The 19,394-nt window shown below is 42.3% G+C and carries 19 protein-coding genes, 4 pseudogenes and 1 riboswitch; of the genes and pseudogenes, 8 read left to right on the forward strand and 15 right to left on the reverse strand.

Annotated features, from left to right (window positions below; genetic code table 11):
- Positions 1–27: 27 nt before the first annotated feature.
- The 4 genes from NSQ23_RS11705 to argC are packed head-to-tail and all read right to left on the reverse strand — an operon-like array spanning position 28 to position 4,219.
- Entirely contained in the window at positions 28–1,185 is a 1,158-nt protein-coding gene (locus NSQ23_RS11705; RefSeq protein ID WP_339170863.1) for an acetylornithine transaminase, read from the reverse strand.
- Positions 1,182–1,940: an acetylglutamate kinase gene (argB, locus tag NSQ23_RS11710; protein WP_339170864.1), complete on the reverse strand. Its 759-nt coding sequence runs from the start codon at positions 1,938–1,940 to the stop codon at positions 1,182–1,184. The genes NSQ23_RS11705 and argB overlap by 4 nt, the downstream gene beginning before the upstream one ends.
- A 12-nt stretch (positions 1,941–1,952) precedes the next feature.
- The gene (gene argJ, locus NSQ23_RS11715) at positions 1,953–3,179 is read right to left on the reverse strand and encodes a bifunctional ornithine acetyltransferase/N-acetylglutamate synthase (RefSeq protein WP_339170866.1); all 1,227 of its coding nucleotides are present in this window, start codon (positions 3,177–3,179) and stop codon (positions 1,953–1,955) included.
- A gap of 14 nt (positions 3,180–3,193) precedes the next feature.
- Positions 3,194–4,219 carry an N-acetyl-gamma-glutamyl-phosphate reductase gene (gene argC / locus NSQ23_RS11720; protein WP_192949180.1) on the reverse strand — a complete coding sequence of 342 codons (1,026 nt, stop codon included), beginning with the start codon at positions 4,217–4,219 and terminating at the stop codon, positions 3,194–3,196.
- A 175-nt stretch (positions 4,220–4,394) separates the two neighbouring features.
- On the opposite strand from argC, the gene NSQ23_RS11725 reads away from it, so the two are divergent.
- Positions 4,395–5,078, forward strand: coding sequence for a Crp/Fnr family transcriptional regulator (locus NSQ23_RS11725; RefSeq protein WP_339170868.1), 684 nt, complete (start codon positions 4,395–4,397; stop codon positions 5,076–5,078).
- Between the two features lie 31 nt (positions 5,079–5,109).
- Here the strand turns inward: NSQ23_RS11725 and tnpB are convergent.
- The 5 genes and pseudogenes from tnpB to NSQ23_RS11750 form a co-directional block, all read right to left on the reverse strand.
- Positions 5,110–6,264, reverse strand: a pseudogene (gene tnpB, locus NSQ23_RS11730) (IS200/IS605 family element RNA-guided endonuclease TnpB).
- Positions 6,265–6,460: 196 nt separating this feature from the next.
- Positions 6,461–6,607: pseudogene (locus tag NSQ23_RS11735) on the reverse strand (sporulation protein YhbH); the annotation flags it as partial.
- 62 nt (positions 6,608–6,669) lie between these two features.
- A complete protein-coding gene (locus NSQ23_RS11740; protein ID WP_244149322.1) occupies positions 6,670–7,014 on the reverse strand; it encodes a hypothetical protein in 345 nt (114 codons plus the stop codon).
- Entirely contained in the window at positions 7,014–8,177 is a 1,164-nt protein-coding gene (locus NSQ23_RS11745; protein ID WP_339170870.1) for a peptidoglycan-binding protein, read from the reverse strand. The genes NSQ23_RS11740 and NSQ23_RS11745 overlap by 1 nt, the downstream gene beginning before the upstream one ends.
- Before the next feature lie 110 nt (positions 8,178–8,287).
- Positions 8,288–8,955, reverse strand: a pseudogene (locus NSQ23_RS11750) (N-acetylmuramoyl-L-alanine amidase).
- Positions 8,956–9,060: 105 nt separating this feature from the next.
- Here NSQ23_RS11750 and NSQ23_RS11755 point away from each other — a divergent pair.
- Positions 9,061–9,144 (forward strand): annotated as a pseudogene (locus NSQ23_RS11755) (IS200/IS605 family transposase); the annotation flags it as partial.
- Between the two features lie 34 nt (positions 9,145–9,178).
- Here NSQ23_RS11755 and NSQ23_RS11760 read toward each other — a convergent pair.
- Positions 9,179–9,883: a YwiC-like family protein gene (locus tag NSQ23_RS11760; protein ID WP_339170871.1), complete on the reverse strand. Its 705-nt coding sequence runs from the start codon at positions 9,881–9,883 to the stop codon at positions 9,179–9,181.
- A 70-nt stretch (positions 9,884–9,953) separates the two neighbouring features.
- Positions 9,954–10,739, reverse strand: a complete 786-nt coding sequence (locus tag NSQ23_RS11765) for an alpha/beta fold hydrolase (RefSeq protein ID WP_339170872.1) — start codon at positions 10,737–10,739, stop codon at positions 9,954–9,956.
- A 78-nt stretch (positions 10,740–10,817) separates the two neighbouring features.
- On the opposite strand from NSQ23_RS11765, the gene NSQ23_RS11770 reads away from it, so the two are divergent.
- Together NSQ23_RS11770 and NSQ23_RS11775 are read left to right on the forward strand one after the other, a co-directional pair.
- On the forward strand, positions 10,818–11,624 hold the full coding sequence (locus NSQ23_RS11770) for a Cof-type HAD-IIB family hydrolase (protein ID WP_339170873.1): 807 nt from the start codon (positions 10,818–10,820) through the stop codon (positions 11,622–11,624).
- A gap of 29 nt (positions 11,625–11,653) precedes the next feature.
- Positions 11,654–11,857 carry a hypothetical protein gene (locus tag NSQ23_RS11775; RefSeq protein WP_339174473.1) on the forward strand — a complete coding sequence of 68 codons (204 nt, stop codon included), beginning with the start codon at positions 11,654–11,656 and terminating at the stop codon, positions 11,855–11,857.
- A gap of 222 nt (positions 11,858–12,079) precedes the next feature.
- On the opposite strand, the gene NSQ23_RS11780 is transcribed toward NSQ23_RS11775, so the two are convergent.
- Complete coding sequence (locus NSQ23_RS11780) at positions 12,080–13,519, reverse strand: DDE-type integrase/transposase/recombinase (RefSeq protein ID WP_339170875.1); 1,440 nt, start codon at positions 13,517–13,519, stop codon at positions 12,080–12,082.
- A gap of 164 nt (positions 13,520–13,683) precedes the next feature.
- Here NSQ23_RS11780 and NSQ23_RS11785 point away from each other — a divergent pair, with 164 nt between their 5' ends.
- Entirely contained in the window at positions 13,684–13,857 is a 174-nt protein-coding gene (locus tag NSQ23_RS11785) for a DUF3813 domain-containing protein (protein ID WP_339170877.1), read from the forward strand.
- 23 nt (positions 13,858–13,880) lie between these two features.
- Here the strand turns inward: NSQ23_RS11785 and NSQ23_RS11790 are convergent, their stop codons facing one another.
- On the reverse strand, positions 13,881–14,714 hold the full coding sequence (locus tag NSQ23_RS11790) for a YitT family protein (RefSeq protein ID WP_339170879.1): 834 nt from the start codon (positions 14,712–14,714) through the stop codon (positions 13,881–13,883).
- An 88-nt stretch (positions 14,715–14,802) separates the two neighbouring features.
- On the opposite strand from NSQ23_RS11790, the gene NSQ23_RS11795 reads away from it, so the two are divergent.
- Both NSQ23_RS11795 and NSQ23_RS11800 read left to right on the forward strand, forming a co-directional pair.
- A complete protein-coding gene (locus NSQ23_RS11795; protein ID WP_339170880.1) occupies positions 14,803–15,666 on the forward strand; it encodes a DegV family protein in 864 nt (287 codons plus the stop codon).
- 31 nt (positions 15,667–15,697) lie between these two features.
- Positions 15,698–15,823 carry a DUF3941 domain-containing protein gene (locus tag NSQ23_RS11800; RefSeq protein ID WP_003395443.1) on the forward strand — a complete coding sequence of 42 codons (126 nt, stop codon included), beginning with the start codon at positions 15,698–15,700 and terminating at the stop codon, positions 15,821–15,823.
- Between the two features lie 31 nt (positions 15,824–15,854).
- Here NSQ23_RS11800 and NSQ23_RS11805 read toward each other — a convergent pair whose 3' ends face one another.
- A complete protein-coding gene (locus NSQ23_RS11805; protein WP_064220500.1) occupies positions 15,855–17,507 on the reverse strand; it encodes a methyl-accepting chemotaxis protein in 1,653 nt (550 codons plus the stop codon).
- Between the two features lie 12 nt (positions 17,508–17,519).
- Entirely contained in the window at positions 17,520–18,485 is a 966-nt protein-coding gene (locus NSQ23_RS11810; RefSeq protein WP_339170882.1) for a BMP family ABC transporter substrate-binding protein, read from the reverse strand.
- 166 nt (positions 18,486–18,651) lie between these two features.
- Here NSQ23_RS11810 and NSQ23_RS11815 point away from each other — a divergent pair, with 166 nt between their 5' ends.
- Positions 18,652–19,143, forward strand: coding sequence for a YajQ family cyclic di-GMP-binding protein (locus NSQ23_RS11815; protein WP_009361924.1), 492 nt, complete (start codon positions 18,652–18,654; stop codon positions 19,141–19,143).
- A gap of 93 nt (positions 19,144–19,236) precedes the next feature.
- Positions 19,237–19,339: riboswitch (SAM riboswitch) on the forward strand.
- Positions 19,340–19,394 lie beyond the last annotated feature (55 nt).

The raw sequence follows: 19,394 nt of genomic DNA on the forward strand, positions 1-19,394 counted from the left end.
TATTAAACAAATAGAATTTTTATTCATCTATGCGTATAAAAAATTGCGTTCATACGATGTTAACGCATCTTGTAATATATTTACCGCTTCATCAATCTCTTGCTTCGTGACAATAAGCGGTGGCAACAAGCGAATAACGTTCGGTCCCGCCGCTAAAACGAGCAGCCCTTTTTCATGAATATGCGGCAATATGTTTGCGACTGGTTCGCTGCATACAATACCAACCATCAGTCCTAAACCACGTACGTCTTGAACGATGTGAACGTCTTTTAACTGCTCGGCTAATTTTTTCTTGAAATATATTCCTTTTTCCTGTACTTCTTGTAAAAACGAAGGCTGAGTGACGATTTCAAGCGTTGCTTTCGCTGCTGCCATCGCCAAAGCATTTCCGCCAAACGTGGAGCCGTGCACACCTGCGCTAAACGTTGCGACGACATGTTTTTTTCCGAGCATCGCCCCAACAGGAAATCCGCTTCCTAACCCTTTCGCAATCGTAATAACATCAGGTGAAATGTCAAACTGTTCGTAAGCGAATAACGTTCCTGTTCGCCCGATCCCTGTTTGCACTTCATCGACAATCAACAATGCTCCATACGTTTGACAAAGCTGTTGTGCTGCCTGTAAAAATGATTTTTCTCCGACGACAACACCGCCTTCACCTTGCACGACTTCCACCATGACAGCCGCTACCGTTTCGTCCATTTCTCTCTGAAGGGCATCGATATCGTTAAACGGTACATACACAAACGTCGGCAACAACGGGCCAAAGCCGTCATGAATTTTCGCTTGCCCTGTTGCTGACATCGTCGCAAATGTACGCCCGTGAAACGATTGTTCACACGTAATGATTTTCGAACGTCCCGTATGTTTGCGTGCAAGCTTGATCGCCGCTTCGTTTGCTTCCGCTCCGCTATTGCAAAAAAACACCGCATCGCCAACAGAATGTTGAACGAGAAGAGAAGCGACTTCTTCTTGAATCGGGAGATGAAATAAATTGGACACGTGCCATACTTCATTTAGTTGCGCCTCGAGGGCTTGTTGCACTGCAGGATGGCGATGACCGAGATTGCATACCGCAATGCCTGCAACAAAATCGAGATATGATGTTCCGTCTGTTGCGATAAGTTTCGTCCCCTCAGCTTTTGCCACCGTAATCGGGAATCGTTGATACGTTGGAAAAATCATACGTACACCTCTTTCTTCATCATCGTTCCATGCCATGTTCCGTCTTTAAAAAATGGAACTTTTCCGCTTACAATCGCCACTTCATTGACCGAGTTGAGCGCATGAAGGGCGGCTTTGACTTTTGGAATCATCCCACCTGAAATTGTTCCATCAGCCATCATTGCCTCAACCGTTTGAGCAGTTGCTTCTTTAACAACTTCTCCATTTTTTAAAATGCCAGCGACGTCTGTGACAAAAACGAGTTTATCAGCCGAAAGTGCCTGTGCCACAGCCGCTGCGGCTGTATCTGCGTTAATGTTATACGTCTGACCGTGTTCATCCACACCGATTGGCGCAATGACAGGGACGTATCCGTGACGCAGCAACGTATGCAATAACTTCGTATGAACGTTCACAACTTCACCGACATAGCCGAGCGTTTGTACGTCGATCGGTTTCGCTTGTAACAAGCGATCGTCGACACCGGACAAACCAACCGCACGAATGCCGTTTGTTTGCAAAAGTGAAACGAGCGTCTTGTTCACTTTTCCGTTTAACACCATTTCAACAACGTCTAGCACGTCTTTTGTCGTTTTTCGCAAGCCGTTGACAAATTCGGACGGAATGTTGAGCGCCTGTAACAAATGCCCAATGTCTGGCCCGCCGCCATGAACGATGACAACATCAAGTCCACTTTCTCTTAGTTGTTTAACGCTCGTAAAAAACGATGGAGATAACTCATGAAGCACACTGCCGCCGCATTTAATGACAATCACAACGATCCCACCTTATGTGCGATAGCTCGCATTAATTTTAATGTAGTCGTACGTTAAATCGCATCCCCATGCGATCCCTTCTCCTTCGCCGACATGCAAATCGACTGTAATGACGACAACATCTTCCATCAGAGTCGCCTTAGCTTCTTCCTCTGAAAACGGCACCGGTTGGCTTTGCTTTAACATTTGAATGGAGCCAATCCATACGTCAACACAATCAGGATTGATGTATGCTCCGCTATGTCCAATCGCACCGATAATACGCCCCCAATTTGCATCTGCCCCATATACTGCTGTTTTCACCAAATTCGATCCGACGATATGTTTCGCCGCCCATTTCGCTTCTTCGTCTGTTCGCGCTCCCTTGACGCGCGCTTCAATCAATTTCGTTGCCCCTTCACCGTCGCGCGCAATTTGTTTCGCTAAATGTTCACACGTTTGGCGAAGCGCTTCATAAAAGTTTTCCCAATCCGGATGTTGCGGGGAAAGCGTCTCATTGCCTGCTAATCCGCTTGCCATGACGATGACCATATCGTTTGTTGACGTTTCTCCGTCGACCGTAATTTGATTAAACGATACATTTGTAATGGAGCGCAGCGCATCTTGTAATACGTCTGATGGGATGTTCGCATCCGTCGTAATAAAAGCAAGCATCGTTGCCATATTTGGATGAATCATCCCCGAACCTTTTGCCGCTCCTGCAACGGTCACCACTTGACCGTCCACGATCGTTTCGTAGCACGTTTTTTTCATAACAAGGTCAGTCGTTAAAATAGCCGTTTGAAAATCAACTGCACTATCCCATTCCGCCTTCGGTTTCAATTTTGGAATGCTCGCACGAATTTTTTCCATCGGCAAATACTCACCAATGACTCCTGTCGATGCGACCGCTACGAGATGCTCATGAAGCCCGAACGCTTCCGCACACAACTTCCGCATGTCGTACGCATCTTTTAGCCCTTGTTCGCCCGTACATGCGTTAGCATAGGCGCTATTGACGATAACGGCTTGCAACTTATTTTCAACGGCGATGCTCTCTTTCGTCACTTGCAAAGGGGCTGCTTGAAACACATTTTGCGTATACACTGCCGCACATGTTGCCGGCACGTCGCAAACAATCACCCCTAAATCTTTTTTCGTATAATGCAGTCCCGCATGCACACCAGCGGCTTGAAATCCTTTCGGTGTAACAATCGTTCCATCGGCTATATATTTTACTTTTTTTTCTTTCACTTTCACTTTTCTCCCCCCATTTACGGATACATCGGCATCGCCGTCAGTCCCGTTTGTTCGTCGAATCCAAACATCACATTTGCATTTTGAACGGCTTGCCCTGCCGCCCCTTTCATTAAATTATCGATCACGCTCACAACAGTAATGCGATTCGTACGCTCATCATAAGCAATCCCAATATCGCAATAATTTGAGCCATATACGTCTTTCGTACATGGGAACGATCCAGCTTCCCGCACGCGCACGAACGGGCAATGTTTGTACGTTTCTTTATATAACTCTATTATTCTATCAACCGATACGATACATGCCGCTTCCGCATATATCGTCGCCATAATGCCGCGTGTCATCGGAATTAAATGCGTGCTGAACGTAATCGGCCCAATTTGGTCATTCCAATCGCCTAACATTTGTTCAATTTCAGGAATATGTTGATGCGTATTCACTTTGTATATTTTTACGTTTTCATTCGTTTCTGCAAAATGAACGCCAAGCGACACTCCGCGCCCTGCACCAGACACACCTGACTTCGCATCGACAATAATCGAATCAGAAACAACCCATTTTTGAATGACAAGTGGCGCTAATCCGAGCAACGTCGCTGTCGGGTAACAGCCGGGATTGGCAACGACATTCGCCTTCGCAATATGCTCACGATTCCATTCCGTTAAACCGTATACAGCCTGTTTAAGCATTTCTTCACTCGGTGGCGTTTTTTTATACCATTTCGCATATACGTTCCCGTCACGCAAACGAAAGTCTCCGGATAAATCAACAACTTTATGCCCTGCTGCCAGCAATTTTGGCGTCCATTCGCTCGATACGCCAGGCGGTGTCGCTAAAAACACAAGCTCGCCTTCGATATCGTCGCTTCGAATATCACGCAAGACGAAACGCTCCTCGATATGCGGATACACGTCATGTAGCGAAACACCTGCTTGTGAAGATGAATGAACAGAAGCGACATGCATATGCGGATGATGTTGCAATAAGCGAATGAGTTCAATTCCCCCGTATCCTGTCGCTCCAATAACGGAGACTTTCATTAACCTGTTCCCCACTTTCTGTATATTTTATAAATTTAGTTATCATTATAATACTGCATAAAAATAAAATCAAATGTATATTTAAATATTTTTTTTATTTTTTCACCTCCTTTATTGACGCTACACCTGTTTTTCTTTTTAATGGAATTAGATAACAACAAAAGGTGGTTAGCATATGACAATTCAACCGATCTCCTTATCCGAACTTCTTTCCCTCTCTCACCATACGATCGACATTCAAAAAGGAGAATATATTTTTCGTGAAGGAGAAGCGACAAGCGAGCTGTATGTTGTATGTACAGGAAAAGTACAATTGAGTAAAACAACCGATGAAGGACGCGAACTATTGCTGCGCATCTGTGAGCAAGGGGACGCGTTTGGGGAGATCGTTCCGTTTCAACCGATGTGCGTTTGTACCGTTAGCGCAAAAATGATGGAGGCGGGGACGTTAGCTGTCATCAACAAGCAACAACTCGAAGAAAAATTGACGACAGACCATGCGTTTGCGTTGCGGTTTATGCAATGGATTCATTTACAATTGCAACGGATGCAAGCAAAAGTGCGCGATTTAATTTTGCACGGAAAAAAAGGTGCGCTTTATTCCACACTCATTCGTTTAGCGAATAGCTACGGTGTTGAAACAGAAGACGGCATTTCTATCGATCTTCCGATGACGACGCAAGAACTCGCCAATTTTTGTGGCAGTGCACGCGAAGTCGTCAGCCGATTATTAAAAGAGTTAAAAGAGCTAAAAATCATCTCTGTCCACAAAGGAAAAATAACGATTCACGATTTGCAGTTTTTAAAAGATGAAATTCGTTGCGAAGGTTGCCCCATTGACGTATGCAATATGAATTGAACTACCACTAGGCTAAAGCCATAGTGGATTCCTACGAACACCGAAAGTTTTTTCGGTTATTTAGTAGGCGATCCCCACAGTTCCTGTGGTTAAGAAGCCTAATCGCTTCGTTTTTAATATTGATACTTGCGTTCACATCTCGGTCGTGATGAGTATGGCAGACAGGACATTCTCATTCACGCAAAGCAAGATGTTTCACGTCTTTGTTTTGATAGCCACAGCACGAACAAAGCTGACTAGACAGAAAGTTTTTTGCTACGGTTACGATCTGTTTTCCATACCATCTAGCTTTGTATTCGATCATGGCTTTAAACATTGACCAAGATACTTCTTGAATCGCTTTTGCAAGGTTATGATTTTTTAGCATATTAGCTACCGACAAATCTTCCATCCCGATAATGTCGTGGTTTTTGACAATCTCGGTGGAAATTTTGTGTAAGTAATCATTTCTAGCGTTTGCGATTTTTTCATGAATACGAGCAACTTTTATTCGTTGCTTATTCCAATTCGAGCCACCTTTTTTTCGTCTGGAAAGAATACGTTGTGCTTTTGCTAGCTTTTCTTCTAGCTTACGAAGCCATTTCGGGTTGGCGTACTTTGTTCCATCAGAAAGAACGGCGAATTCCTTCAACCCAACATCGATGCCAACGGCTGAACCCGTTTGAGGCAACGCTTGCACGTCAGTTTCAACCAAAATGGACACAAAGTATTTCCCGCTTGGATTTCGTCTAATCGTAGCAGACAAGATACGCCCTTCTACTTCACGACTTTTCGCAAAACGAACAAGACCAAGTTTAGGTAATTTGATTTTATTACCATTAATAGCAATATTGCCATTTGTATACTTTGTCGTGTAAGACTGAACAGGATTTTTCTTAGACTTAAAACGTGGTCTATTGTTTTGCTTCTTAAAGAAACGAGAATAAGCGTCAGCAAGATTTTTTAATGACGATTGAATCGCAATACTATCTATTTCTTTTAGCCAAGTTAATTCTTTTTTTAATTGCGTTAACTGAGCAGAACAAGCGTTGTAAGTTAATCCCTTGCCCGTTTGCTTATAAGCATCCTCCCATTTTGCTAAAAAATGATTAAATACAAATCGGGAGCAACCAAATGTTTTATTAATTAATATTTCTTGTTCTTTGTTTGGATAGATGCGAAATTTATATGCCTTATTCACAATCATTGATTTTTCACCTCCTTTACCAAAATTAATTAAATTTCCTGTCGATTTAGTAACAAGAATCGAAGAGTACAAAAAAAAGAACAATATCAGACTGTTATACGGCTGGCTTTTGCATGATATTTTCCTAACCCATAGAACTGAGTTTTCAACCGATCTCGTCATGAATAGAAAACCGCGTCTATTTTAAGATGTGCCATTATACAAATGCCTTATTTTCTTCTTTTCGGAAGAAACTTTTCATTGCCTGTAACACGTCTGATTTTTGTTTTAAAATGTAGTAACGGAATTTTTCATCTTTTATATGCCTGTAAGCAGACATTAAGGTCGAATGCCGATTGTACTGATACAACTATAAACGCTGTACACGTTTTTTTAGGTGCAGCTCTTTGAAAAAGAGCCACACCATTACAATGGATACCAGTCTACATTGCCAGCTTCGATAATAATAATGTTCACTCCATCAGTTACTATTTTGGCTCTTTCAGACGATTGGTTTTTGGAAATAAGGACAACTTCTAATATTTCATCAGCATCAAAATCCTTAACACAATCTGTTTCAAAGTATGTCACATCTTCAAAAACAATGAATCCATCAATCATTTCAGGATCTTTGCTTTCATCATAATCAGATTGCTGCCATTTACATAACTCAGTTTCAAGAGATACTCTTTTTGTAATGGAATCATATTCCACATTATTAATTAAACTCCCATGTAAATTATATCTTTTAAGAAAATCAGATATTCTCATCATTTCTCCCCCTTATTAATCACAATATGCGAAGCTTTTGAGCCCTTTGCCACCGGTTTACCGTTTATGTCCAAATACATATCATTTTTTCCTGTGGCATTAGGATTATATATATGATAATGATCTTTTCCTTCATAACCACTTGCTCCCGGCGTTGCTGGGTCAAATCTAACTTTTAGACCCGTTACAGGGTCTTTATATTCCCTCATTTTAGTATTTGCTTTCATTCTTGGATCAGTTACATCCTGCCAACCCCTCTTCAATAAATCTTTAGGATTTTCCGGTAAAGATCTAATAACAGAATGTACTGCTTCTCTAGCAAAAAATTGCAAATCAAGCCTCAGCAATACTTTACTCCCCATTTTACTCAGTTTAACGCCCTCATTTACAACTTTACCACCTGGAATAAAGCTTAGGGAGGCAATCAATTTATCTATTGTACTAGCATTGCCATCCAATAAAGTTTTAATATCATCCCCAATGATAAAATCAAATCCTAATTTTGCAATTTCTTTTAGAGATTCCGACACTTCATCCCAAGTTGAGTTCTTTGAATGAACCTTGGCTTCTAGTGATCTATACTTATTTTCAATAATTGTCTTTTTATCATAGTAATTTTTTTGTTGCAACATATGCTCAATAGCGTTGTAAGTGATTTTACCAGCTATCCCATCAACTTCTAGTCCGTTTGCTTTTTGAAAGCTTCTTACTGCTTCTGTTGTTTGTTTACCGTAAACACCATCAATTGTTCCAATGTTATATCCTAGTCGTTGAAGTTTAGTCTGCAAATCTTTTACCGCTTGTCCCCGATTTCCTTCTCTAAGTGTCTGACCAGTCCAATGGTCATTGCTGTTCGATGAGTTTGATTGTGATGTTGTCGTTTCTGTTCTAACATACTTTTGTAGGGCTTGGTACGTTTGCTTTCCTGCAATTCCGTCCGCTGTAATTCCAACCTTCTTCTGAAATTCCTTCACAGCCTTCTCTGTATTTGCTCCGTAAACTCCATCAATTCCCCCAGGGTTAAATCCGGCTCTGTAAAGCCAAGATTGCAATGTCTTCACATAATCATTTCGATCACCTCTTTTTAGCGTTTGCCCACTCCATAGATTATTTGCAAAGTTAGATGGATAAGTGACTCTACCAACACTATCCACAACGTACATTTTTGATCCTCCTAGTTATTTTTTGTTTATTATCATATCAGACAACCATCATGGAAAATGTCGAAACATGTCATAAAAACAAAAAAATCCCCTGCCGAGTAGCAGGGGAATCATACAATAATCGTCGGGTATCCTTTTTTCTTCAGTTCATCTGCCATTCGTTCTGCGTTTTTTCTATCGCTAAACGCCCCGACTTGCACGCGGTATAACTTTCCGTAGTCTTTCGGTTGGGTCGTTGCCTTCTTCTTGAGCCCAAACGCTTTGACAATGCCTTGCGCGTGACCGTGAGCGACTTGCAAAAGGAATTGCTCTGATTTGAGCTTTGCGGCATCGCTTGCGTTATCGATGAATAAGTTTTCCGTCAATAAAGCTGGCATATTTGTTTGACGAAGCACCGCATAGTTCGCACGTTTTTTCCGCGATCGCGCACATTGCCGATTGCTTTCATGATTTCTGCATGAATGACATTCTGATATGCAACTGTTGCGTTGCTGACGTTGCCGTTGTAAATGTATGACTCGAATCCTGTTCCACCACCAGCGTTGATGTGTACGGAAATGAAATAGTCTGCTTTCAACTTGTTCGCGATTTCCGCGCGTTCGGATAACTCAAGAAATCGGTCGTCAGTACGAGTGTAATGTACTTCTACTCCTTCATATTCAGATAGTAAACGGCCAATATGTCTCACGATTGTTAACGTCAAATCTTTTTCGCGGAGTCCGTTCCCGACTGCCCCTGGATCACGGCCGCCATGTCCTGCATCTAAAACAATTTTCATTTCTTCTCTGCCTCCTTACTTTTCCCTTTCAATACTTCTACTGCCTGATATTAAAAATTTTTCAGTTGCAGTTTACGAACTAATTCGCAAAGGTTTAGAAAAGTAATGGAATATATCTCTGAAAATCATAGTAAGCATTTGCTTATGTGCCATTTGATATTTGTTTGTAAGTATCGAAAAAAGTTATTAATAAAAAAGAGGAGAAGTTTTCTCCTCTCAACCGCTAATAAAACATAACGATGACAAGCGCAAAATAAACAGCATTGACAATTTCGTAAATCCCTACTTTTTTAATCGACAACGCTTTTCCATAAAAATAAATCGCCCGTACGGCGCTTGGCACATACGCGAAGGCAAGCCAACCGTTTCCTGTTGCAACACATGCGACAACGACAAATAGATGAAACAACCATGACGCCCACTTATAGCGTGGATTGTTTTTTTCGCGAATCATCGTTTTCACGTAAAATGTACTTCCGATGAAAAACAAAACAGAAGCAATAAATAAAAACAACGCTTTTTCATCTATATGTCCCGTACCGATGTAGTAACTCCCAAGTCCACCAATGGAAAAGTTGATAATGGCAGCGACATCGTTTACAAACGCACGCTCTTTTTTCTTTTTCGCAAAATACATATTTACAATAAAGAACGGAAGCATCGCTAAACCGAAATAAATGAGCGACGGTTTGTAAGCAAGTGGAAACGCGACAAAAATAAGCGCGATCAACATATATGTTGCAAACCATTTTTTATGACGAACAGTTGCTTGTTTTTTTATCATTAACGTCCATATATATGTGGCTAAATATAGGAAAAACCATGCGACAAATAACGGAAGATGAAGCCATGTCGCTTGACCGATATCGATGCCGAATAAAAACGGAATAAGTAACATCGCCCAAGCGCCGTGTTGTTTTGGAATCATCGTATCCCCTCCTTCATCTTCGATTGTACCACTCTCCTTCTTTTTTCTTTGTGACGTCTATCACATTTTTTTATAAATGTGTGACAAACCATTGAACCGTTTGTAAAAACGCTTCGCGCGTCACTTTATGTCCCGCATGTTCATCAATTAGCATCGTAAGCGGCTGATGAAACGGCTCAATTTGTTTATAAAAGGCGTATGTATAATCAAACGGAACGACATCATCTTGTTTTCCGTGCCAAATAAAAAGCGGACGGCCATTTAATTTTTCAGGTTGCAATGATAAATCGTATGTCATTAACGTGTTGCGCAACGATTCAAGTTGCTGCCTAGAGAGCGGCAACGTCATCCCTTTTCTTTCTGCAAATTGCAATTGTAAATCAAAAAACGTTTTATAGCACGGACTTCCCATCAATGAGCCGGCGACGCGAATCCAATCGTATTGCGTAAGTGCCCCGAACGTCACAATGCCCCCCATCGATGTCCCAACGACGCCAATGCGCTTTGGATCAACAAGTTCTCGCGCCACAAGCTCATTTTTTATTTGTTCTAATTCGCGAATAGTCGTTAACACAATATCCCAAAACGACAAATGAAGTTCATCGTCAGAAAGCGGATTTGGACGTTCCCCATGATACAGCGCATCCGGCAACACGACACGATATCCAGCTTCGGCAAGCAAATAGCCGAAATGAAGATTATGTTCTTTTGCGCTCGTAAAACCATGAATAAAAATGACAAGTGGACGCATATGATGGATACCATCTTCTTTTACGACATGTAAGCAAGGAATGTTTGCGATCGACTCGCGAATAATGGATACCATGTTCTCATCTCCCATATGATGTTTTAACATTATATTACCATATAGACAAATATTTTGGAAAAACGATACACTGAATGAGGAATAATTTTGACGAAAAGGGGAACGGTTATGGAACAACATTTAATTGCAATTGATTTAGATGGGACGTTGTTAAAAGATGATAAAACGATTTCTTCACGTTCTTATGATGTTATTCAAAAAGCAAAAGCGGCGGGACATGTCGTCGTCATCGCAACAGGTCGCCCGTATCGCGCAAGTAAAATGTATTATGAACAACTCGACTTAACGACGCCGATCGTCAATTTCAACGGTGCATTCGTCCATCATCCGAAAGATGACAGCTGGGGAATGTACCATACGCCACTTCAGTTAGAAACAGTAAAAGAAATTGTTGAAGTAAGCCGAAAATATAACGTACGCAACATTTTAGCCGAAGTGATGGACGATGTTTATTTTCACGAACATGACGAGCAGTTGCTTGATTTGTTTAATTTAGGAAATCCAAATGTGCATATCGGAAACTTACGTGACATTTTACGAAAAGATCCAACGAGCATTTTAATTTTATCTGACGAACAAAACGTCGGGCGCATTCGCACATATTTATCTGAAGTGCATGCCAACGTCATCGACCACCGCAGTTGGACAGCCCCGTGGCACGTCATCGAAATCGTCCGAAGCGGCATTCATAAAGCAGTCGGTCTTGAAAAAATTGCTTCCTATTACGGTATTCCACGCGAGCGCGTCATCGCTTTTGGCGATGAAGATAACGATATCGAGATGTTAAAATGGGCTGGATTAGGTGTCGCGATGGGCAATGCGATTGAACCGCTAAAAGCGGTCGCAGACGATGTGACAAAAACGAACGAAGAAGACGGGATCGCTGTTTATTTGCAATCATTATTAAAGTTATAAAAAATTTCCTTACGTATTGTGACGTAAACATGAACAAACTATCATCGACGCCATATGCGTCACAAGCGGCAAACAAGGGGGCATATCGTGTGGGCAAACGAAATAAATCAAAACGTTTCGTTCAACAAGGTGCTGATGCGGTTTATAAACATGATGAGCGCATTCCGTATCATATGACGTATGAAGAAGCGGAACAACGCAAAGCAGAAAAAGCGGATCATACGAATCGGTAGCGTCAAAAAATCTATGAAAAGTCATCATGGTCTACCTGTTGAAGGAAAATAAAGAGGATAGTGGAATTGGATTCGCCCTTGACCAACACTCGCCAAAGGAGAAAAACGGTCAGTAAGGGCAAGGGCAGAAAAGAAGGGCATAGGAAAGCAGCCCTTGCCCTATCCTGATTTTACCTTTGGCGAGGTTCGGATGGTCAAGGGTACGCTCCGCCGAATCCGTCCTTAGGATGCAGCTTGTTGGGTCAACATCTCTTGAGCCATGACAATGAGCCTTGCCCAACGTGCCGGCATATGCGGAAGGCTCTCTAATGCTGGGATGACGACCGGTACCCGTTTTTCTAACGCGCTATGCGGACGCAAGAAGTTGAAATACGCCACAAAGAGTGTGACAAAGGAAACCGAGCCTTCTTCTGCGCCAAACCCATGAGTCGGTCGGTAGTTGCCTTTAAACGTTCGGTTGAATCGTTCAATGATCTGTTTAAGTGGTCGATATTCCTCGGACACAGGATCCTCGTTTGTCAGCCCGATGACTTGACGGACATCGAAAGAAATCCCTTGTTGGGCGAAAAAGTGCTGCGCCAACAAGTAGATCGGGTTGCCATCGACGACAAAAGACAAATCTTCAGGAATGGACGGCAGTTTCTTGAGAACATCATCGATCGCACGGATGGCAGAGAGTGTATCCCGATGTGGAGAGACCCGATAAGACAGCACGACCTTTTTCACGGCATCAAACATAAAAAACAAGTAATGCCAGCACCCTTTGACGCGGATATACGTCTCGTCGCCGCAAAAAGAACCAGACAGTTCGTAAGGAAAGTGATCGATGAAAGGTTTGACGATCAGCGCAACACTGTTGGCATAGTTGATGACGGTCTGATGAGAAATCGACAACCCATGAATGTCTTTCATGATCCTCGCTGTTTTCCGCGTGGAGAGTCCATAGTTGACGTGATACGTCAAGATGAGTCCGAGTGTATGCGAAGACACGGAAAGACGCGACAAATCCACCTTCGACTGTATCGGTGACGACGGTGCCAACGGCTGAAAATCAAAGAGAAACTCACGGAAAATGTATCGAACTTTAAAGGCATACGGCGCATGTTGAAACTGTTCTTTTTCCTGAGGTGTCATCTGTCGCAAGTTTGCTTGGTAAAACGAGCAATCATCATTCTTACATTTGTGGATGTAATAATCGTTGCGCTCTTTGATTTTCTCGAGTGCCTTTAAACAATGTGGGCACCGAAAAATCACTTGTTTGGCAAAACGGCTACGATGGTTGAAACGGCAACGACACACTTTGCATTGATACTGCCCTTTACCTCCGTTGTTGGCGTACACATAATTAGATGGCGCTTGGCACTGTGGACACGTCAATGCATCAGGCACCGTGGTTTTCGTGTTCGCGTGCCTCTTGATCGGCTTCAACGGTTTTCCGTGTTGTTGTTCGTATTCGACAAGAAGATGACGATAGTCTAAACGCGGAAGCGTTTCGATGACAGGCAGTTCATCGACTTGGAGTTTCTGATACGATTGATTCACCGGTTCTTCGTCATCCCAGTCTGTGAGGGACTTTCCAAAAAGTACACCTAGTAAATAAATAATGATTTGATATTGGGTCTTGATTATTTGAAGACATTTGATTAATAATTGAGGTAACAAGCTTGTCACTCCTTTGTTTGGATTGGGTGTGTGGTTACCTCAATCGTACCAAAAACAGCAGGGGTGGCAAGCTTTTTTTGTCGAAAACCGCATAAAATCAATAAAAACTTAGGGTATGTCTTTAAAACTTTTGACAATACCTACGAATCTCGGGGGATTTTAATATGGGTAATCCGTTATTTCAACAAGCAAAAGAAGCGGCCGCTAAAGCAAAAGAGGAAAAAACAGAACGCGCCATCGCTGTAGCGAAAAATGCGCTCTCATCCGCTTTTGCGAATGCGAACGATGCGGAACGAAGACAGTTGCACGATTTGCAAGATGAGCTCGATACATTGTAAAAAGCTGCGCGTCACGCGCAGCTTTAATCTTTTCGGAAAAACCCGACAACTTCTGTCGTTTGCATAATATTTGTAAACGCCTTTGGATCGACTTCTTTAATAATTCGTTTTAAATCAAACAACTCATAACGTGTAATAACGATCATAAGCATATCTTTATCTTCGTTTAAAAATGCTCCTTTCGCCGGAATGACGGTAATGCCACGAATCATTTGTGACTTGATCGCTTGCTTCATCTCTTCCCCTTTTGTCGTAATAATGAGCGCAGTTAATTTTTGATGGCGCGTATGAATCGCATCGATGACGCGCGTCGTCACATATAACGTCACGAGCGTATATAACGCTTTTTCCCATCCGTACACATATCCAGCGGTTAAAATAATAATCGAGTTTAACGCAAAAATGTACGTGCCGACCGAACGATCATTGACGCGAGACAATACGAGCGCAATAATATCTAATCCGCCTGTTGACGCCCCCCATTTTAACGTCCAGCCCGTTCCGACTGCTGCAATCACTCCGCCGAAAACGGCGTTCAATAAAATGTCTTCAGAAAGCGGACGAACAGGAATGATTTCAAGAAATAGCGACATAAACACAACGCTTAAAAAGCTATAAAACGTAAAAGATTTACCCACTTTCTTCCATCCTAAAATAGCGACCGGAATGTTGAATAAAAAAAGCAACAAACCTGTCGAAAGCGCATAAGGTGTGTAGTCGCCTACGACTTTGGAAATAAGCTGCGCCGCTCCAGCAAACCCACTCGTATATACGTTCGCTGGAATTAAAAATAAATTCATGCCGATGGCGTTTAATAATCCGCCAATGACGACGACAAACAGTTTTTTTACGTCCACAGAACATCCTCCTACAAAGCGATAAAAATTGTTTTTTTTCATAATAATCGCTACACTTAAAATAAGTACATACATAGGGGTGATTGAAATGAATATTAAAATTATAGCGGATAGCGGGTGCGATTTGCCACTTTCTTTTATACAAGAAAAACAAATTGCTTTTTTACCGTTAGCTGTTCATATAAATGACAAAGACTACGATGATCAACTGACGATCCAGCCAAAGCAAGTATACGATGCCATGCGCGCAGGCGACGTACCGAAAACATCGCAAGCAAAACCAGCGCAAATGGAAGAGCTATTTACGACGCTCGCCAAAGAAAACATTCCTGCCATTTATATCGCCTTTTCCTCTGCTTTATCCGGTACATATCAAACAGCGGTCATGATAAAAAATGATGTGCTTGAACGATACCCTGATGCAAAGCTAACGGTTATCGACTCGAAATGCGCATCGCTCGGTCTTGGGCTTGTCGTAAAAAAAGCCGTTGAGCTTGCAGAAAGCGGTATCGCATATGAAGATGTCGTGACGACCATTGAAACGTATTGTCGCCATATGGAACATATTTTTACCGTTGATGACCTACAATATTTAGCGCGCGGCGGTCGCGTCAGCAAAACAGCAGCATTTGTCGGCGGGGTACTAAACATTAAACCACTTCTTCATGTCGAAGATGGAAAGTTGATTCCGATTGAAAAAGTGCGCGGGCGGAAGAAAGTACTAAAGCGCATGGTTGAGATCATGCGAGAGCGCGGAGCAGACGTGCAAAACCAGCTCATCGGCATTAGCCATGGCGATGACGAACAAACGGCGCTCGAACTAAAAGCGATGATTGAAGAAACGTTCGGCTGCAAACAATTTTTCATTTCTGAAATCGGCGGCGTCATCGGAGCACATGCCGGACCGGGAACGATCGCCCTCTTTTTCTTGAATAAACAGCTTGGGCATTGATTACACTACCCTTTAAAGGGGTGACGAAGCGATGACAAGCGACAACGACAAAAAAGCAAAAGACAATAACGCGAAACGACACGAAAAAAATATGGAGCGCGAGAAAAATCGCCAAGCTGGCAAGCGCGCCTACTCAAAAGAAACGAATCATTTGTAAACAAAAAAGATGCTCGCGCGGAGCATCTTTTTTACTTCATTTGAAACTTCGCCATCATTTTTTGTAAGTCGTCTGTTAGTTGGCGCAACGTCGTCACTTTTTCGCTCATTTTTTTGAACGCTTCTAATTGCTCAACCATTGACGCAGCAATTTCTTCGCTACCTGCTGCGGACTGTTCGACAACGGCACTAATGCTTTCGACGTTTTGCAAGACGTTTTTACCAAGCTCTTTCGATTCGTCCATACCGATCACAAGCGCTTGCATGTCTGTTGTAATATGTTGTACTTTACTTTCAATTTGTGCAAACGCATCGGTTGTCATCTCAATCGCTTTTGTTTGCGCATCAGCGATATGAACGCCGCGGCGAACCGCTTCAGTGATGTTCGTTAGCCCTGACTGAATAAGCTGAACCATCTCAAAAATTTGGTTCGTCGCTTTCGATGATTCTTCTGCCAGTTTGCGCACTTCTTCCGCGACGACTGCAAATCCTTTCCCTGCCTCCCCTGCACGCGCCGCTTCAATCGCGGCATTTAACGCAAGCAAGTTCGTCTGCGTAGCAATGTCCGATACAGCTTTAGCCATATCTTCAATTTTGCTTGCATACGCTGCAAACTGCTTCGTTGATTGTTCAATCGAAGCGGTCGCTTTCGCATTTTCATCAATAAACGATTTTTGTTCGGCTAGCGCAGCTTGACCATGCGTGATCGCTTCCACCGCCTCATCGCTATATCGAGCTGTTTGTTCGGTGCGTGTGACATTTTGTTGCACCATTTGTTCCATTCGCTCAATGAGTTGCACCGCGCTTTGCAAGTCTTCCGAAATACTTTGTGCCCCTGCCGACAATTCGTTCGTTGATACGGCAACTTGGCTATTAATTTCCGTCAACATTTTCGTTTCATCATCAATATCTTTCGCAAACGTCTCGACTTGCTTACTTACTGTATCAACCGACTGAAGCAAACCGTTTAGTTGATCAGCCATCGTTGTAAATGCTGCATTTAAATCAGCAAGCTCATCTTTCCCGTTATATTTCACAGGCTCGATGCGCAAATTGCCGCTTGCGATTTGCTTCGCGTTTTCAGCAATTTTTTTGAGCGGCGTCGTAATTTTTTGCGTTAGACGGAATCCGCTAAATCCAGCAAACAATAACACGATGACAATCGCAACGAGCGAAATGGTAATAACGCCTGAAATTTGCTTTTGTAACGTTTGTTGCATATACGTATAATATTCAGCGACATACGTGTTCACGACGTATATGTCGTTTAATACTCCTTCTGCCCGCATCGATTGGCGGCGAATTTCCGCTACATTTCGCGCATCAAGTGCCGCTTTCGATTCCGCATCAAGCGCCGCAAATTTTTTATTCGCCTGTTCAAGTGCAGAACGGAAATACGGTTGAGTTAATCCTTTATTTAACGCTTGAAGTAGCTTTTCCGATTCCGCTAAATGAACAAGCACTTCTTGTTTATTTCCTTCTGTCGGGCTATACGCATAGTTGCTTAAACTTTGCTTCGTCGCCTTCAATTCTGCTTGTAAATGTTGCGTCTTCATCATGAGTGGCACAAAATCTTGATTGGACGATTGAATCGACAGCATATTCATAATAATAAACACAATAATGGCGCCTGCAATAATTGGCGTGGCTAATGAATGAAATAACAATCGCTGTTTAATGGACATCGTATCCCTCCTTTATTGTGCGATGCCGTTCGTCGCTTTTTCTTTCCATTTTTCAAGCGTTGCTTGTTGTTCTGGAGTGAATGTCACAACGCGAATCGGTGCTAAATCAACACCGTTTTCTTTTAAGCCGAGTTCGACCGTCCCTTTAGGCACTTCTTTCTTTTCGACATATTGTTGAATGACCGTATATAGCGCCACATCGACATTTTTTAACATCGATGTCACAACCGCTTTTTCCGCATAAAAATATTGGTCGCTATCGACACCGATCGCATATTTTTTATTCATCTCCGCTTCGCGCAACACGCCAACACCTGTAAACCCTGCTGCTGCGTACAACACGTCGGCACCGTTTCCGATCATTTGTTTCGCGATTTGTGCCCCAAGTTTATCATCACCGAAATTGCCGGCATACACTTCTTGTACCTTCGCTTCTGGCTTCACCGCTTTTACCCCTTGAATAAAGCCGTTTGCAAATTTACGAATTAAAGGTACATCCGCTCCGCCAACAAAGCCAACGTTGTTCGTTTTCGTCAACATGCCAGCGACGACGCCCGCTAAAAAGCTTCCTTCATCTTCTTTAAACGTAATCGAAGTGATGTTTGGTAAATCAGACACCGCATCAATCAATATAAATTGTTGTTTCGGATATTTTTTCGCGACTTTTTCTAAATCTTGTTGCACCATAAACCCAAGTCCGATGACAAGATCGTTCCCAGCTTCAACAAGTTCCGTTAGCCCTTTTTCATACGTTCCGGTTTCTTTTAATTCGCGATAGTCAAAAAAGACGCCAAGTTCATCACGCGCTTTCATCAATCCTTTAAACGCCGAATCGCTAAATGATTGATCGCCAAGTCCAACGTCTGATAACATAATGCCAATTTTTACACGCTCTTTCGGCTGAAATGAGCTCGTTTGCGAACACCCAGCGGCAAGCAACAAAACAAATGCCATCATGAGTGAAATGATTTTTTTCATAAAATTTCCTCATCTCCTTACTATTCGATTAAATCTCACTTCATTTATTATATCGACAACATTCGACAGTTTGTTTACTTTTTAATATAAAAATTTTGTAAAGTTGTTCATATGCCAACGATCGACTATAATGGAAACACAACGAATTTATGCCGAGGTGATCCATATGTCAAAAGAAAGTTCATTTGATATCGTGTCAAAAGTCGATTTGTCGGAAGTCACGAACGCCATCAACATCGCGTTAAAAGAAATTCAAAATCGCTATGACTTTAAAGGGAGCAAAAGCGACATTTCGCTTGAAAAAGACGAGCTTATTCTTATTTCCGACGACGAGTTCAAACTAGAACAACTGAAAGATGTGCTCATCGGCAAACTTATTAAACGTGGCGTCCCTACAAAAAACATTCAATACGGAAAAGTGGAAGCTGCGTCTGGCGGAACGGTGCGCCAGCGTGCGAAACTCGTTCAAGGCATCGACAAAGACAACGCGAAAAAAATTAACACAATCATTAAAAATACAGGTTTAAAAGTGAAAAGTCAAATTCAAGAAGACCAAATTCGCGTCAGCGGCAAAAGTAAAGACGATTTGCAAAAAGTCATCGCCGCGATTCGCGAAGCAGATTTACCGATCGACGTCCAATTCGTCAACTACCGTTAAGAAGGCTATGCGCCTTCTTTTTTCTTTTCTCAAATAAAATAGTTGAATATTTCTAAAAAATCAGTTACATTTATGAGTAACTTCATACACATCATCTTATCGAGAGAAGGGGAGGGACTGGCCCGATGAACCTTCAGCAACCTGACGATCGTCAAGGTGCTAAGTCCAGACAAGCGATTCGCTTGGAAGATAAGAAGGAGCGTGCAACGTCTTCTTCTTATGGAGGAGACTTTTTTATTTGAAAAAGAAAC

The organism is Anoxybacillus sp. FSL W8-1294, from assembly GCF_037965005.1.
Taxonomy (GTDB): Bacteria; Bacillota; Bacilli; order Bacillales; family Anoxybacillaceae; genus Anoxybacillus; species Anoxybacillus flavithermus_G.